Origin of the sequence: Planococcus versutus (assembly GCF_001186155.3) — a bacterium.
Classification (GTDB): domain Bacteria; phylum Bacillota; class Bacilli; order Bacillales_A; family Planococcaceae; genus Planococcus; species Planococcus versutus.
Genome location: NZ_CP016540.2, coordinates 1,335,822 through 1,353,208 on the forward strand (window position 1 = coordinate 1,335,822; position 17,387 = coordinate 1,353,208).

Sequence of the window (17,387 nt, forward strand, 5' to 3'; positions counted from 1 at the left end):
CCATCTGTTGTTGAATCCATTCATTCTGAAACCATTCCCCACACATAACGTACTATATAACTAAGGAGGCGTTCTTATGCCAACATGTCAAAAGTGCGGAACAGAGTGGACATGGAAACAATCTATTAAAGCATCCTGGAAGTTTAGTGGATCGATGCGCTGTCCTCATTGCGGAGCTAGTCAATATGCAACACCGAAATCACGGCAGCGTATGACGTTTATAAACTGGCTGGTTTTATTGCCCTTGCTTATTACGGCGATAATTGATATTCCACTCCTCTACACAATCGTGTTGATGGTAGTGCTATTTGCGATTGGCTTGTCTTTAATTCCAAAAATGATGGAACTGAGCAGCGAACGAAAACCTTTGTGGTAAACAGACTGTCTCAAGGTTTTTATTTTCTGCTTTAAGGGAATGTGGTATGATGATGAAACACAAAAGAGGTGGTAATATGCGAAAGAAATACCAGGAGTTGAAACGTAGAGGCAATGTCATTGTGTTTCCAACGACAGTTGATCGCTTGCTGACCGAAGGAATGACTTTTTTAAAGCAAGAAAACTATGAAGATGCACGAGATAGCTTGTATCAAGTACTCACTTACGAGCCTGAACACACAGCTGCTTTAGGTGGATATACGTATTGTCTGTATGAGCTAGGCGAGTTTGAAGAAGCTCTTGAAGTGTGCAGGGAACTATTACAAGTTGGTCCAATTCATTATTTGGAAACGATGGAGCTATACATAAGCATCTTGATGCAAGTCCGTGAGTTTGCAGAAGCGGAAAAAATGATTAAAGTCTTAATAGAAGAAAAAGTTTTACCTGAAGAGCGCTTAGAGCAGTTTCATCAATTACGAGAATTAAACGAACGCATTGCGGTGAACGCAGCGACTGAAAAGGTAGATGCTTCGCTTTATGCAATCGAAAACTTTCTAGCATTGCATCCATCAGAACAAGAGCAGCTCATTTTATCATTGCCACCGACTTCGTACCAAGTACTAAAAAAGAAGTTAGTCGCTATTGTTGAACATGCAGAAGCGGATTTATTGACGAAGACCTACATATTATTTATGCTGTCACAAGAAAACGTTGAAGCACAAATAAGAATTCAAAAATTTCATTATGACGGTGTATTTACTGTCACAGAGTTGCCGGATCCAGTGAATAATGAACGAATCCGCAAAATTGCTGCCATTATGTCAGAATCGTTAGCAAAAGATCCAACGCGCAACGACTTGGTGAAAGAGCTATTTGAACGGCATATTTATTTGCTTTATCCGTTCATATGGGATGAGTATAGTGAAGAACAAGTAGCAAGAGCGTATATGGATTATACGGCAGGACTTTTCGAGGGTTTGTCATCATTTGATAAAGATGAAAAGATATTAGTGTTTATCCAGCAAGCCGAACTATGGTTTGAAATGCGCAATGGGTAGAAATAGTTGAACCTGTCCACATGTGTGCTATAATATTGAAGTTGTCAAAATCGTAGTAAAACGTAAAATGACTTTTTAGAAAATGTTTGGAGGGCTTATAATATGTCAGCGAAATGGGAAAAACAAGAAGGTAACACAGGGATTTTAACAGTAGAAGTTCCTGCAGAAGAAGTAAACGCAGGTCTTGATAAAGCGTTTAAGAAAGTAGTAAAAGAAATTAACGTACCAGGTTTCCGTAAAGGGAAAATGCCACGTCAAATGTTCGAAAAACGTTTTGGCGCAGAATCACTTTACCAGGATGCATTAGATTTCATCTTACCTGACGCTTATGCAAATGCTGTTGAAGAAGCAGGAATCAACCCAGTTGATCGTCCTGAAATCGACATCGAAACAATTGAAAAAAATCAGCCGCTTGTATTCACAGCTAAAGTAATTGTGAAGCCTGAAGTTACGCTTGGCGAATACAAAGGTCTTGAAGCTTCAAAACCAGATACTGAAGTATCTGACGAAGACATCGAAAACCAGTTGAAAGAAAACCAAGAGCGTTTAGCTGAATTGACTGTTAAAGAAGACGAAGCAATCGTTGAAGGCGATACTGCAGTTATCGATTTTGAAGGATTTGTAGACGGAGAAGCATTTGAAGGCGGAGAAGGCACGGATTACTCGCTTGAAATTGGTTCAAACTCATTTATTCCTGGCTTTGAAGAGCAATTGGTTGGTGCAAAATCTGGAGAAGAAAAAGAAGTTGAAGTTACATTCCCAGAAGAATACCACGCTGCTGAACTTGCAGGAAAAGCTGCAACGTTCAAAGTAAAAGTAAACGAAGTTAAAGGAAAAGAACTTCCTGAGCTTAACGACGAGTTAGCTAAAGAAATCGATCCTGAAGTTGAAAGCTTGGATGCACTACGCACAAAAATGAAGGATAGCCTAGTGGCTGAGAAAAAATCAGCTGCAGATGCGTCACTTCGCGATGAGCTAGTTCAAAAAGCTGCCGAAAACGCAACAATCGATATTCCTCATGCAATGATCCATACTGAAATGGACCGTATGATGAGCGATTTCGAACAGCGTTTGACTCAACAAGGCATGAACCTTGACTTGTACTACCAATTCTCAGGTCAAGATGAAGCTGCACTTCGTGAGCAAATGCACGGTGATGCTGAAACACGCGTACGCGTTTCAATGACACTTGAAGCAATTGCTGAAGCTGAAAACATGCAAGTTACTTCAGAAGACATCGACAAAGAACTTGAAAAAATGGCTGGTCAGTTCAACATGGACAATGAACAGATTAAAACAGCTTTAGGTGGAACTGAAATGCTTGAAAATGATATCCGCATGCAAAACACAGTTGAGTTCCTCGTGGACAACGCTAAAATTTCTGAATAACACATAAGCAATATATAAGTTATGGGCGAAACAAGGTGCGGAAACGCACCTTGTTTTCCACTACATAGAACACAAGGTATAAGGGCTCGAAACCGCAAAATTGACGGTGAATCTAATTAGTTGCTACAATTACGTTAATCTTGTAAGATAATGGCTTGAATAGGGGTGAATACATTGTTCAAATTCAATGACGAAAAAGAACATTTAAAATGTTCGTTTTGTGGTAAACCACAAGAGCAAGTTCGTAAACTGGTCGCGGGACCAGGTGTTTATATTTGTGACGAGTGTATTGAGCTTTGTACGGAAATCGTAGAAGAAGAGCTTGGTACAAATGAAGAAGTAGAGTTTAAAGAAGTACCTAAGCCAAAAGAAATTTTAGATACTTTGAATGGCTATGTAATTGGTCAAGAAAAAGCGAAAAAATCATTGGCAGTTGCAGTGTATAATCACTATAAACGCGTCAACTCAAACAGCATCATTGATGATGTCGAGTTGTCTAAATCTAATATTGTTCTTATCGGACCAACAGGGAGCGGGAAGACGTTACTTGCGCAAACATTGGCACGTATTCTGAATGTACCTTTTGCTATTGCAGATGCTACTTCATTAACGGAAGCTGGATATGTAGGTGAAGACGTAGAAAACATTTTATTAAAGCTGATCCAAGCTGCAGACTATGACGTCGATCGAGCAGAAAAAGGGATTATCTATATTGATGAAATCGATAAAGTGGCTCGTAAATCTGAAAATGCATCGATTACACGTGATGTATCTGGTGAAGGAGTACAGCAAGCCCTTCTGAAAATTTTAGAAGGAACTACTGCAAGCGTTCCACCGCAAGGCGGACGTAAGCATCCGCATCAAGAATTTATCCAAATCGATACGACAAACGTATTGTTTATCGTAGGTGGTGCATTTGACGGCGTAGATCAAATTATTAAACGTCGTCTAGGCAACAAAATCATCGGTTTTGGTGCAGATCCAAACAAAGAAGAAATCGACGAAAAATCATTGCTTAGCCAATTGATTCCAGAAGATTTATTGAAATTTGGATTAATTCCAGAATTTATTGGTCGTTTGCCTGTATTGGCAAGTCTTGAACAATTGGATGAAAATGCGCTAGTCCAAATTTTAACTGAGCCTAAAAATGCATTGATCAAGCAATACCAGAAAATGATGGAATTAGATGGCGTCAAATTAACGTTTGAGCCTGAAGCCCTTGTAGCTATTGCAAAATTGGCCATTGAACGCAAAACTGGTGCACGTGGACTTCGTTCAATTATCGAAAACACGATGCTTGAAGTTATGTTCGACTTGCCTTCACGTGAAGACATTATTGAATGTGTCATTACAAAAGAAACAGTTGCCGACAGCGTGCCTCCTAAACTAATTCTAGAAGATGGTACAGAGTACGTTAGCGACAATGATGAGAAAACATCCGCGTAAGTGAGTGGAAGTTCACTAAGTAAATACGGTTTACTAAGTGAAAGCAAGACCAATCAATAGGATGATACGGGCTGACTCTGATCGTGCGCATCCGCACTTTCATGAGTTGGTCCGTTTTTGTTAGAAAAGCGAAAGCGACCGGTTAGCTCCGATAGGCATAAGACGAACTGGCGAAGTGGCGTTTTTTGCCACATAGGCAGAGTGGCTTATGACCCGAGGAGCTGGTCGCTTAAGCTAGACAAAGAAAAGCGAAAGCGACCGGTTAGCTCCGATAGGCATAAGACGAACTGGCGAAGTGGCGTTTTTTGCCACATAGGCAGAGTGGCTTATGACCCGAGGAGCTGGTCGCTTAAGCTAGACAAAGAAAAGCTACAGCACCTAGTTGTGTAGGTAAACTAAAGTATGGTTAAAAATTTTCCGGAGGTGACTTTCTACATGGCTAAGAAAAAAATAACAAAACAAGTACCTTTATTGCCATTGCGTGGACTTCTTGTATTCCCAACAATGGTGTTGCATATAGATGTCGGCCGTGAACGATCTATTGCGGCATTAGAACAAGCAATGCTCGATGACAACATGGTCTTTTTAGCAACACAAAAAGACATGAGTCTTGAAGATCCCAAACGAGCAGATCTTCACAAAACTGGAACATTGGCTTATGTAAAACAAATGTTGAAATTACCAAACGGTACGATTCGTGTACTAGTGGAAGGATTAGAACGTGGCCAAATAAAAAATTATGAAGAACAAGATAATTTCACGATGGTTGAAGTGACGCCTTTTGCGGATGAAGTAGAAAGAGACGCTGAACAAGATGCTTTAATGCGTTTACTATTAGAGCATTTTGAACATCACTCTAAAAATTCTAAAAAAGTAAGCAACGAAACATACAATACTGTAGCGGATATCGAAGAACCTGGCCGTCTAGCAGACATGGTCGCATCACACTTATCGATGAAAGTGGCTACAAAACAAGAAGTGTTAGAAACGTTTGATATCAGCAAACGATTAGAATTATTAATTACACGTTTGCACAGTGAACAAGAAGTAGCTGAACTTGAAAAACGCATCAATCTTCGCGTTAAAAAAGCTATGGAAAACACACAAAAAGAATTTTACTTGCGTGAGCAAATGAAAGCGATTCAGTCTGAACTTGGCGATAAAGATGGGAAATCTGCTGAAGTAGTTGATTTGAAAAAACGCATTGAAGAAGCTGAAATGCCAGAGTCTACTGAAAAAATTGCTTTGAAAGAGCTGGACCGCTATGAGAAATTACCATCTGCAGCTGCAGAAAGTGGCATTATTCGCAACTATATTGAATGGTTAGTAACGATTCCTTGGTCAAAATCAACAGAAGATCGTTTGGATATTAGCTACGCAGAAGCTGTTTTAAACCGTGACCATGATGGATTAGAGAGTGTCAAAGAGCGTGTCTTGGAATATTTAGCCGTTCAGCAAATGACAAATTCTTTGCGTGGCCCGATTCTTTGTTTAGTCGGACCTCCAGGTGTTGGTAAAACCTCGTTAGCTAAATCGATTGCTGAATCACTCAATCGTAACTTTGTTCGTGTATCGCTTGGTGGGGTTCGTGACGAATCTGAAATTCGTGGTCACCGTCGCACTTATGTGGGGGCAATGCCTGGTCGAATCATTCAAGGCATGAAAAAAGGTGGAACGATCAATCCGGTCTTTTTATTAGATGAAATTGATAAGATGTCGAATGATTTCCGTGGCGATCCGTCTTCCGCAATGCTTGAAGTGTTAGATCCTGAACAAAACAATTCATTTAGCGATCATTATATTGAAGAAACGTATGATTTATCGAATGTTCTTTTTGTAGCGACAGCAAACGATTTGGGATCAATTCCCGGACCTCTACGTGACCGTATGGAAGTCATCACAATTGCTGGATACACAGAAATCGAAAAACAAATGATTGCGAAAAACCACTTAACGCCAAAACAAGTATCAGAACACGGATTGTCAAAAGAGCAGTTAGCGTTTAAAGATGAAGCGTTTGTCAGCATTGTTCGTTATTACACACGCGAAGCAGGTGTCCGCGGGCTAGAACGCCAAATTGCTTCGATTTGCCGAAAAGTGACAAAACAAATTGTTTCTAAAGAAAAAGAACAAGTAATTGTCGGAGAAAAAGAAGTAGAAGCTTATCTTGGAAAACGTAAATTCCGCTACGGAATGGCTGAAACCGAAAACCAAATCGGTGTGGCGACGGGACTTGCATACACAACTGTTGGAGGGGACACTCTTCAAATAGAAGTTTCGCTATCCGCAGGTAAAGGCAAGTTGCAGTTGACGGGTAAACTAGGAGATGTGATGAAAGAGTCGGCGCAAACGGCATTGTCATTTGTTCGTGCACGTGCAGAATCTCTCGGCATTGATCCAAAATTCAATGAAACTCATGATATTCATATACACGTGCCAGAAGGCGCTGTTCCAAAAGACGGACCTTCTGCTGGGATTACGATTGCGACAGCTTTGGTCTCTGCATTAACGAAGCGTCCAATTCGTCGTGAAGTTGGCATGACTGGCGAAATTACACTGCGTGGTCGTGTTTTACCTATCGGTGGAATTAAAGAAAAAACCTTGAGTGCCCATCGTGCTGGATTAAAGACCATCATTTTGCCGATTGACAATGAGCGAGACCTAGAAGACATACCAGAGACAATCCGCAATGAAATGACATTTAAACTAGTGTCTCAAGCAGATGAGGCTTTGGAAATTGCTTTAGAAGGAGTAAATGAATGAAGGTTAATAAGGTAGAGTTAGTTATTAGTGCTGTTCGACCGGATCAATATCCAGAAGACGGCTTGCCGGAATTTGCGTTAGCTGGAAGATCCAATGTGGGTAAATCTTCTTTTATAAACAAAATGATTGGCCGTAAAAGCATGGCACGTATTTCGTCAAAACCGGGGAAGACACAAACATTGAATTTTTATAAAATCGAAGAGCAATTGTTTTATGTCGATGTACCGGGCTATGGCTATGCCAAAGTCTCAAAAGGAGAACGGGAAGCATGGGGCAAAATGATCGAGCGGTACATTACCAACCGTGAGCCTTTGCGAGCGGTTATTCAAATTGTTGACTTGCGACATCCGCCAAGTAGAGACGATATCGCGATGTATGAATTCATGAAGCATTTTGACATTCCATGTATTATCATTGCCACAAAAGCAGATAAAATTCCAAAAGGCAAATGGGACAAGCATAAGAAAATTGTTCGCACAACATTGGATATGGATAAAACCGATCCGCTCATTATCTTCTCGTCTGAAACTGGACTTGGCAGAGATGAAGCATGGCAGGAAATTGAAAACAGAATGTAAACAGAAAGCGTAACCTGCGGGTTACGCTTTTTTTGTATGCGCTAAAGTTTACTCATCCACGCGCTTATTAACAGCCAATTCCGACTAAGAGCGTTATACTTGTGACCGTTAAATCTGTTTGATACTATTAGATTATAATAATTATCATTAAGCATGACATTCATGTCTTGTTCACAATTTTGCAGTTCTAACAAAGCACAAAAGTGATATACTGAATAGAGATGAAATATTGAACGTGAAAGGTGTTTTGTACCCATGCACACATTAGTAGTTGGTGTGAATTACCGATCTGCACCCGTGGAAATTCGTGAAAAGTTGTCATTTATCGAATCAGACTTACCACAGGCGATGCAGGCGTTAAAACAACAAAAAAGTATATTGGAAAACGTGATTGTTTCTACTTGTAACCGGACAGAAATTTACGCAGTTGTAGATCAACTTCACACAGGAAGATATTACGTGAAGCAATTTCTTGCTGATTATTTCGAATTGCCGAAAGAAGCCATTTCTCAGTATTTATTTGTTCACGAACAAGATGCAGCAATCGAGCATTTATTTCGTGTAACCGCGGGTATTGATTCTATGGTTTTGGGTGAAACTCAAATTTTAGGCCAAGTAAAAAATAGTTTTCTTGCAGGACAAGAGCATGGCACGACAGGTACAGTATTCAATCAATTATTCAAGCAGGCTGTGACGTTAGCGAAACGCGCACATTCTGAAACAGCGATAGGTGAGAATGCAGTATCGGTATCGTATGCAGCTGTTGAACTTGGCAAGAAGATTTTTGGTACGCTTAAAAACAAACATGTTGTTATTTTAGGTGCTGGAAAAATGGGCGAATTGGCGATTAAAAACTTGCAAGGCAGTGGAGCCGACCGGGTGACAGTCATCAACCGGACATTTGAAAAAGCTGAATTGTTAGCAGATAAATTTGGTGGTAACGCAAAACCATTAAATCAATTGCAATGTGCGTTGCTAGAAGCAGATATTTTAATTTCGTCTACAGGTTCGACTGATTTTGTCATTGATCTTGAATTGATGCAGTTTGTTGAAAAACTTCGTAAAGGCAAACCATTGTTTATGGTAGATATCGCAGTTCCGCGTGATATGGACCCACGAATTGGTGATTTGCCAAACGTTTTCTTGTATGACATTGACGACATGCAAGGCATTGTAGAAGCGAACTTAGCAGAACGTGAACGCGCAGCTGGTGAAATCATGACAATGATTGATAAAGAAGCACTCGAGTTTAACGACTGGCTAACAACGCTTGGAGTTGTACCGGTAATTTCTGCGCTTCGCAAAAAAGCGCTGGGCATACAAGCTGAGACCATGGCGAGTATTGAAAACAAAATGCCAGACTTAACAGAGCGAGAGAAAAAAGTGCTAAACAAGCATACAAAATCAATCATCAATCAATTGTTGAAAGATCCGATTTTGCAAGCGAAAGAAATGGGCGGAAAGCCTAAGTCTCGCGAACAACTTGAATTGTTCATGCAAATCTTTGGTATTGAAGATGAAGTTGAAATAGAAATCGAGAAGCAGTCTAAAGCTCCACAAAAGAATACAGAAAAAACTGTTCTTCAAGCTCAAAATTCTACAACTGAAACTCCGGGTTATTCATTTTAAGCTTTTTAAAAGAGGCGTTTTCGAATCTATATGTTAAAATGTAGAGACGGGACGTCTTTAATTATGGAGATGAAGGGGAATGGGATGGCTGATTTAACAATGGCAAGGCTGCATGAAGCTATGGTTATTCTATATGCTATCAGCCTTGTTTTTTATTTTATCGATTACTTATATAAAGAAAAAAAAGCCAGTCGAATTGCAATGAGCTTGCTTGGTTTAGTTTGGGTCATGCAAACTGTATTTTTAGTACTGTATATCATTGAAACGCAGCGATTCCCGATATTGACTTTGTTTGAAGGTATTTATTTTTATGCCTGGTTGTTGGTGACGTTGTCGATCGTTTTGAGGATTTTCTATCGCTTTGACTTTGTTGTATTTTTCATCAATGTCATTGGATTTATCTTTATGACGATTCATACGTTTTCACCCGTACAAATCGAACGGTCACCTGTTGGAGATGCGTTAGTATCAGAGCTGCTGTTTATTCATGTCAGTTTTGCGATTCTATCCTATGTGGCGTTTTCGCTGTCTTTTGTGTTTGCGACACTTCACATGGTTTTATATAGAATGCTCAAGAAAAAGAAATGGACAAAGCAATGGGCAAACTTGCCGTCACTTGGACAAACACAGCAATTTATGACAATTTCCATTTTAGTCGGTATTTCGTTATTGTTTGTTTCTTTAGTTTTAGGTATGCAATGGGCGATTATTTCACTGTCGGAGTTTTCAGTGTTTGACATGAAGATTGTGGGATCGTTTATCTTGCTGGTGTTATACGGATGGATTCTTTGGCGACACCGTAAAGGTTCCTTGAATGGGATGAATTACGCAATGGCGCATACGTATATGTTTTTAGTGTTGCTTATTAATTTCTTTTTAGGCAGCCGATTATCTGAATTTCATTTTTGGTATTAAAGAGAGGTAGGATTTAGTTGAGAAAAATTATTGTAGGTTCGAGAAGAAGTAAATTAGCGATGACACAAACAAAGCAATTTATCGAAAAGTTAAAAGCGGCAGACGCACCATTTGAATTTGAAATCAAAGAAATTGTTACAAAAGGTGATCGCATTGTGGATGTTATGCTTTCGAAAATAGGCGGCAAAGGCCTGTTTGTTAAAGAAATTGAGCAAGCTCTTTTTGACCGTGAAATAGACTTTGCTGTTCACAGCATGAAAGATATGCCATCTTCGTTACCTGAAGGACTTGCAATCGGCTGTATTCCTGAACGTGAAGATCCACGCGATGCATATATTGCAAATGGTCATGTAAAGTTAATGGACTTGCCAAAAGGCGCAGTAGTTGGAACAAGTAGTTTACGCCGCAGTTCACAATTGCTTTTAATACGTCCAGACTTGGATATTCAATGGATTCGCGGAAACATTGATACGCGTCTTGCGAAATTACAAGCAGGCGATTTTGATGCAATTCTGTTAGCAGCATCAGGTTTAAAGCGGATGGGCTGGAAAGACGATTTAGTGACTGAATTTCTAGAAGTCGAAGATTGCCTTCCCGCAATCGGACAAGGTGCACTTGGAATTGAATGCCGTGAAGACGATAACGAGTTAATAGCGGAGTTGGGTAAACTAAATCATGAAGAAACGTATTTAGCTGTTAACGCAGAACGTAAATTCCTTAAAGATATGGATGGCAGTTGCCAAGTACCTATCGCTGGATATGCAACAGTAAACAAAGGTGAAATTACGTTTACAGGACTTATTTCTTCACCAGAAGCAGACCAAGTGTTTAAGGAAATGGCAATTAGTCGCGATCCAATTGAAGCAGGACGAGTAGTTGCTGAGAAAATTAGTGCACAAGGCGGCTATGAGTTGATTCAACGCGTCAAAGCTGAAAGCGATGTCTAGTTCTAATCCACTTCTTGAAGAAAAAACAATCGTTTTTACCGGTTCTAGAAAACCAGTAGAAGCGATTTCCCATGCACAATCATATGGCGCGGAAACCGTATATTTGCCACTTGTTGAAACTGCTGTTCGCCAGTCAGAAAAACCGGATTTCACGGGCTATGACTGGCTAATTTTCACTAGTCGCACAAGCGCTGAAGTATTTTGTGCATGTAACGAAAACGTATCAGCGAAAATAGCGGCAGTAGGTGACCAAACTGCTGCAGTTTTACAAAAACACGGACATCACGTCGATTTTATCCCGAAAGTTTTTAGTGCGGATCATTTTATCGAAGAATTTCCACCTGTTTCTGGAGTAGCGAAATGCTTGTTCATTAAAGGGCAAATGGCGAAAAACACCATTTCTTCTATGTCGATGCAAGTGGATGAATGGACGGTTTACGATACAGTGTTGAATATCGAAAACGCGAAAGCTGTGACCCAATTAACTGATGTCATTGTTCTTTTTGCTAGTCCTTCTGCTGTATCAGCTTATCGAAAAGCAGGCGGAAACTGGTCAAACATCCAAGTTGCAGCGATTGGCCATGTGACAAAACAAGCGATCGTAGATCATGGCGGCAAAGTCGATTTTACGCCTAAAAAATATACGTATATTGAAGTTATCAATGAAATAGCGAAAGGAAGTTTGTCTAAATGAAAAAATTGAATTTTAATCGTCACCGCCGTTTGCGTGGTTCTGCTAATCTCCGTTCAATGGTTCGCGAAACAAGCTTACATAAAGAGGATTTTATTTATCCGATTTTTGTTGTTGAAGGAGAAAATGTGAAAAACGAAATTTCATCTATGCCCGGAGTATTTCAATTTTCACTGGATAAATTAGGGGTTGAACTTGATGAAGTTGTCGATCTTGGGATTCCATCAGTGATTTTGTTTGGTGTACCAAATGAAAAAGATGCTGTTGGAACGCAAGCTTATCACGATCACGGCATTACACAAGAAGCAATCCGTTTCGCAAAAACCCGTCATCCTGAATTGGTCGTTATTGCCGACACTTGTCTTTGTCAGTATACCGACCATGGCCATTGTGGCGTCATCGAAGACGGTGTGATTTTAAATGACAAATCATTAGACTTATTGACGCGTACGGCAGTGTCTCAAGCAAAAGCGGGAGCAGATATTATTGCGCCATCAAATATGATGGACGGATTTGTCGCAGCGATTCGTTCTGGACTAGACGAAGCAGGCTTTGAAAACACACCGATTATGTCGTATGGCGTAAAATACTCATCTGCTTATTATGGACCTTTCCGCGAAGCGGCTCATAGCACACCGCAATTTGGAGATCGTAAAACCTACCAAATGGACCCAGCAAACCGTATGGAAGCTTTACGTGAAGCAACGTCAGATATTCAAGAAGGCGCAGATTTCATGATTGTAAAACCGGCATTGTCTTACTTAGACATTATTCGAGAAGTACGTGATAATTTTGATATTCCAATTGTTGCTTATAACGTATCAGGTGAATACGCCATGGTCAAAGCAGCTGCAGCAAATGGCTGGATTAATGAAGAAAAAATTGTGTTAGAAACATTATTGAGCATGAAACGCGCAGGAGCGGATATCGTCATGACGTATCACGCGAAAGACGCAGCACGCTGGTTGGAGGGGAAAAAATGACATACGAAAAATCAGTAGCCGCATTTACTGAAGCCAAAACGTTAATGCCAGGCGGCGTTAACAGCCCGGTTCGTGCTTTTAAATCAGTTAATATGGATCCGATCTTTATGCAATCAGGAAGTGGCGCAATCCTTACAGACGTTGATGGCAATACGTATATTGATTATGTCTTATCCTATGGCCCTCTTATTTTGGGTCATGCACAAGAAGATGTTGTAAAAGCGATTCAAGAAACAGCGGCACTAGGCACATCTTTCGGTGCACCCACTGAACTTGAAAACACGATGGCGAAATTAGTCATGGAACGCGTTCCATCAATTGAAATGGTCCGCATGGTTTCATCAGGAACAGAAGCGACGATGAGCGCATTACGCGTAGCACGCGGTTATACAGGACGAGACAAAATCCTGAAGTTTGAAGGTTGTTACCACGGCCATGCTGACAGCTTGTTGATCAAAGCGGGTTCAGGCGTTGCAACTTTAGGCTTGCCAGACTCACCAGGTGTACCAGCATCAATTGCTAAAAACACGATTACTGTTCCCTTCAATGACCTTGAAAGTGTTCGATTGGTGTTCCAAGAGTTTGGTGATGAACTAGCTGCAGTTATTGTAGAACCCGTTGCAGGAAACATGGGTGTGGTTCCACCAAATGACGGTTTCTTAACAGAGCTTCGCAATTTAACGCATGAAAACGGCACGGTTCTTATCTTTGATGAAGTTATGACCGGTTTCCGTGTAGGCTATAACTGTGCACAGGGCTATTATGGTGTAACACCGGATATGACGTGTTTAGGCAAAGTAATCGGTGGGGGATTACCAGTCGGTGCATTCGGTGGCAAGCGTGAAATTATGGAACAAGTTGCACCGAGCGGTTCAATATATCAAGCGGGTACTTTATCAGGGAATCCACTTGCCATGCGCGCAGGTTTTGAAACGTTGTCTCGCTTAACCAATGAAAGCTACGATGTATTTATTGAACGCGGCGATCAACTCGAAAAAGGTTTCCGTGAAGCTGCAATAAAATACAACATCCCGCATACTGTTAACCGTGCAGGTTCAATGATCGGTGTTTTCTTTACAAATGAAAAGGTAGTAGATTTCGAATCAGCCAAAACTTCAGACCTTGAGCTGTTCGCAGATTACTATCGCTTAATGGCAGCAGAAGGCATTTACTTGCCACCATCTCAGTTTGAAGGCATGTTCTTATCAACTGCTCATACAGAAGAGCACATCGCAAAAACTGTAGAAGCATTCCACACGGTATTTGCTAAATTGGCACGTTAACAAAGCCAAAAGCTGAAGCATCTGAAAATTTCAGGTGTCTCAGCTTTTTTTCATGTAAAAAAATTACTACCAATTAATATTCTAATCATTTAAAGAACGACATGAGAAGCATCACTAACTATAAACACTAGGCTACCAGTAGATGTTCTATTGTCTAAGCCATACCCAAAGCGACCCGAGCGACATGAGAAAGCCACACTAACTATAAACACAAACCATCAAGCAAATCGCTATTCTCTAAGCGAGGCGCGACCAGGGGCTAGGCGAAGCAATAAGACCGGTGTACTTCCGGTCTTATTGCGAGAGCCATGCCCAAAGCGACCCGAGCGACATAAGAAAGCCACACTAACCATCACAACCAGAAAATAAACTTGACGCTAAAACTAGATATTGAGTACAATAAGAGTAATTAGATATTTTATGCGTTGATGAGGATAGTAAATTGTGCGTACATTTCAGAGAGAAGACCATTGGGTGAGAGGTCTTTATGTGCGTCCAGTTGAATGTCACCTCGGAGCAGTTGCCGTGAAACGAGTAGCGGGAACCGGACTGAACATCCGTTATGAAACTTGAGAGCCGGGTCTGCACATAGACCTGTGTATAAAGGTGGTACCGCGAAAAACTCCTTCGTCCTTTACAGACGACGGGAGTTTTTTGCGTTCTACGAGAAATTAAAGGAGGAATTTCCATGACTGAACAAATGTCCACAAAGTACGATCCGCAATCGATTGAAAAAGGCCGTTACGATTGGTGGGTCGAACAAAAATTCTTTGAAGCCAAACCAGAAAGCGGCAAAACACCTTATACTATTGTGATTCCTCCACCAAACGTTACCGGCAGGTTGCACTTAGGGCACGCGTGGGACACAACCTTGCAAGACATTTTAACACGCATGAAACGCATGCAAGGCTTTGATGCGTTATGGCTTCCAGGAATGGACCATGCCGGAATTGCAACGCAAGCAAAAGTGGAAGGCAAGCTGAAAGAAGAAGGCCGTTCACGCTACGACTTGGGTCGTGAAGCGTTTCTTCAAGAATCGTGGAAATGGAAAGATCAATACGCAGGTCACATTCGTGAGCAATGGGCGAAATTAGGCTTAGGTCTTGATTATTCACGTGAGCGTTTTACGTTGGACGATGGTTTGTCAAAGGCAGTACGTGAAGTATTCGTAAAACTATACGAGAAAAAACTTATTTACCGCGGCAAGTACATCATCAACTGGGATCCGAATACCAAAACAGCCATTTCAGATATTGAAGTAATTCACAAAGACGTTAAAGGCGCGTTTTATCATATGCGTTATCCACTTGCAGATGGCAGTGGGCATATTGAAATTGCGACAACTCGTCCCGAAACAATGCTTGGCGATACAGCTGTGGCTGTTCACCCGAAAGACGAACGTTACCAGCATTTAATCGGTAAAAAAGTAATCTTGCCAATCATTGGTCGCGAAATTGAAATTGTAGCGGACGATTACGTAGATAGAGAATTCGGCAGTGGTGCTGTCAAAATCACACCAGCTCATGATCCGAATGACTTTGAAATTGGCAACCGACACAATTTAGAACGTGTACTCGTAATGCACGAAGATGGTTCAATGAACGAAAACGCCGGGAAATACGAAGGACTTGACCGTTTTGAATGTCGCAAGCAAATCGTTAAAGACTTACAAGACATGGATGTGTTGTTTGAAATCGAAGAGCATATGCACTCTGTGGGTCACTCTGAGCGAAGCGGTGCTGTGGTGGAACCTTATCTCTCAACACAATGGTTTGTAGATATGCAACCTCTTGCAGCAGCATCTGTAGAAGCACAAAAAAATGGCGACGGCGTTCATTTTGTGCCAGATCGCTTTGAAAAAACGTATTTGCACTGGATGGAAAATATTCGCGATTGGTGTATTTCTCGTCAACTTTGGTGGGGACATCAAATTCCAGCTTGGTACCATAACGAAACCAATGAAATTTATGTAGGTCATGAAGCACCGGCTGACGCTGAAAACTGGACGCAAGACGAAGATGTATTAGACACATGGTTCTCATCTGCTTTGTGGCCGTTTTCAACACTTGGCTGGCCAGAAGAAAACGAAGATCTTAGCCGTTACTACCCAACCGATGCATTAGTGACAGGCTATGACATTATTAACTTTTGGGTATCGCGTATGATTTTCCAAGCACTCGAATTTACGGGTGAAAAACCGTTTAAAGACGTCTTGATTCACGGACTGGTTCGCGATGCTGAAGGACGCAAAATGTCGAAGTCACTAGGTAACGGTGTCGATCCAATGGATGTGATTTCACAGTACGGAGCAGATTCGCTGCGTTACTTCCTAGCAACAGCATCGTCTCCAGGACAAGATCTTCGTTATTCAAATGACAAAGTAGAGTCAGTATGGAACTTTGCCAACAAAATCTGGAACGCATCACGTTTTGCGTTGATGAACATGGAAGGCATGACGTACGACCAAATCGACTTATCGGGCAAAAAGTCAGTGGCCGATTCATGGATTTTAACACGGTTAAATGAAACCATTGAACAAGTCACTGAACTTGCTGAACGCTATGAATTTGGTGAAGTGGGACGTTCGCTTTATAATTTCATTTGGGATGATTTCTGTGACTGGTACATTGAAATGGCTAAACTTCCACTATACGGTGAAGATGAAAACGCGAAGAAAATGACGCGTTCAGTTCTCGCGTATGTATTAGACAACACAATGCGTTTATTGCATCCGTTCATGCCGTTTATTACAGAAGAGATTTGGCAGAACTTGCCACATGAAGGCGAATCGATTACGATTGCTGCGTGGCCGACAGTAGATGACTCATTAACAAACCAAAGCCAGTCTTCTAGCATGAAGCTGTTAATGGATGTGATTCGTTCAGTTCGTACAATTCGTGCAGAAGTACAATCGCCAATGAGCAAAAAAGTGCCATTGACGATTTCTGCAAAAGACGCCAATACGCATGCGGTATTAGAAGCAAACGCCGCATACATCGAACGGTTCTGTAACCCAGAAACGTTAACGATTGGCGAAAACTTAGTTGCTCCTGAAAAATCAATGTCAGCAGTAGTGTCAGGTGCTGAATTGTTCATGCCACTTGAAGGCTTGATTGACATTGATGCAGAACTTGCTCGACTCAACAAAGAACTGGAAAAATGGGCAAAAGAAGTAAAACTGGTGAGTAGTAAATTGTCCAATGAACGTTTTGTTTCAAAAGCACCCGAAGCTGTAGTTGCTGAAGAACGTGCGAAACAAGCGGATTACCTAGAAAAACACGCAACGGTTGAAAAACGTATCGAAGAACTAAAAAACTTGTAAAACGAAAA

At 41.0% G+C, this 17,387-nt stretch carries 13 protein-coding genes and 1 other annotated feature; all 13 genes read left to right on the top strand.

The window, feature by feature from the left end:
• Positions 1–76 precede the first annotated feature (76 nt).
• The 13 genes from I858_RS06790 to I858_RS06850 all read left to right on the top strand — a co-directional run bounded on the left by I858_RS06790 (position 77) and on the right by I858_RS06850 (position 17,379).
• Complete coding sequence (locus tag I858_RS06790) at positions 77–376, top strand: TIGR04104 family putative zinc finger protein (RefSeq protein WP_065524246.1); 300 nt, start codon at positions 77–79, stop codon at positions 374–376.
• A gap of 76 nt (positions 377–452) precedes the next feature.
• Positions 453–1,433, top strand: coding sequence for a tetratricopeptide repeat protein (locus tag I858_RS06795; protein ID WP_065524245.1), 981 nt, complete (start codon positions 453–455; stop codon positions 1,431–1,433).
• Between the two features lie 102 nt (positions 1,434–1,535).
• Complete coding sequence (tig, locus tag I858_RS06800; RefSeq protein WP_065524244.1) at positions 1,536–2,822, top strand: trigger factor; 1,287 nt, start codon at positions 1,536–1,538, stop codon at positions 2,820–2,822.
• Between the two features lie 174 nt (positions 2,823–2,996).
• Positions 2,997–4,268 carry an ATP-dependent protease ATP-binding subunit ClpX gene (gene clpX, locus I858_RS06805; RefSeq protein WP_065524243.1) on the top strand — a complete coding sequence of 424 codons (1,272 nt, stop codon included), beginning with the start codon at positions 2,997–2,999 and terminating at the stop codon, positions 4,266–4,268.
• A gap of 435 nt (positions 4,269–4,703) precedes the next feature.
• On the top strand, positions 4,704–7,031 hold the full coding sequence (gene lon / locus I858_RS06810; protein WP_065524242.1) for an endopeptidase La: 2,328 nt from the start codon (positions 4,704–4,706) through the stop codon (positions 7,029–7,031).
• On the top strand, positions 7,028–7,609 hold the full coding sequence (gene yihA, locus I858_RS06815; RefSeq protein ID WP_065524241.1) for a ribosome biogenesis GTP-binding protein YihA/YsxC: 582 nt from the start codon (positions 7,028–7,030) through the stop codon (positions 7,607–7,609). The genes lon and yihA overlap by 4 nt, the downstream gene beginning before the upstream one ends.
• A 255-nt stretch (positions 7,610–7,864) precedes the next feature.
• Complete coding sequence (gene hemA / locus I858_RS06820) at positions 7,865–9,238, top strand: glutamyl-tRNA reductase (RefSeq protein ID WP_065524240.1); 1,374 nt, start codon at positions 7,865–7,867, stop codon at positions 9,236–9,238.
• A gap of 84 nt (positions 9,239–9,322) precedes the next feature.
• The gene (locus I858_RS06825) at positions 9,323–10,153 is read left to right on the top strand and encodes a cytochrome C assembly family protein (protein WP_065524239.1); all 831 of its coding nucleotides are present in this window, start codon (positions 9,323–9,325) and stop codon (positions 10,151–10,153) included.
• 17 nt (positions 10,154–10,170) lie between these two features.
• Positions 10,171–11,100, top strand: a complete 930-nt coding sequence (gene hemC, locus I858_RS06830; protein ID WP_065524238.1) for a hydroxymethylbilane synthase — start codon at positions 10,171–10,173, stop codon at positions 11,098–11,100.
• A complete protein-coding gene (locus I858_RS06835; protein WP_065524237.1) occupies positions 11,093–11,794 on the top strand; it encodes a uroporphyrinogen-III synthase in 702 nt (233 codons plus the stop codon). The genes hemC and I858_RS06835 overlap by 8 nt, the downstream gene beginning before the upstream one ends.
• Positions 11,791–12,774, top strand: coding sequence for a porphobilinogen synthase (hemB, locus tag I858_RS06840; RefSeq protein ID WP_065524236.1), 984 nt, complete (start codon positions 11,791–11,793; stop codon positions 12,772–12,774). Before I858_RS06835 ends, hemB begins: the two co-directional genes overlap by 4 nt.
• A complete protein-coding gene (gene hemL, locus I858_RS06845; protein WP_065524235.1) occupies positions 12,771–14,057 on the top strand; it encodes a glutamate-1-semialdehyde 2,1-aminomutase in 1,287 nt (428 codons plus the stop codon). The genes hemB and hemL overlap by 4 nt, the downstream gene beginning before the upstream one ends.
• 416 nt (positions 14,058–14,473) lie before the next feature.
• Positions 14,474–14,695 (top strand) — a binding site (T-box leader).
• 50 nt (positions 14,696–14,745) lie between these two features.
• The gene (locus I858_RS06850) at positions 14,746–17,379 is read left to right on the top strand and encodes a valine--tRNA ligase (RefSeq protein WP_065524234.1); all 2,634 of its coding nucleotides are present in this window, start codon (positions 14,746–14,748) and stop codon (positions 17,377–17,379) included.
• The last annotated feature ends 8 nt before the right edge of the window (positions 17,380–17,387 follow it).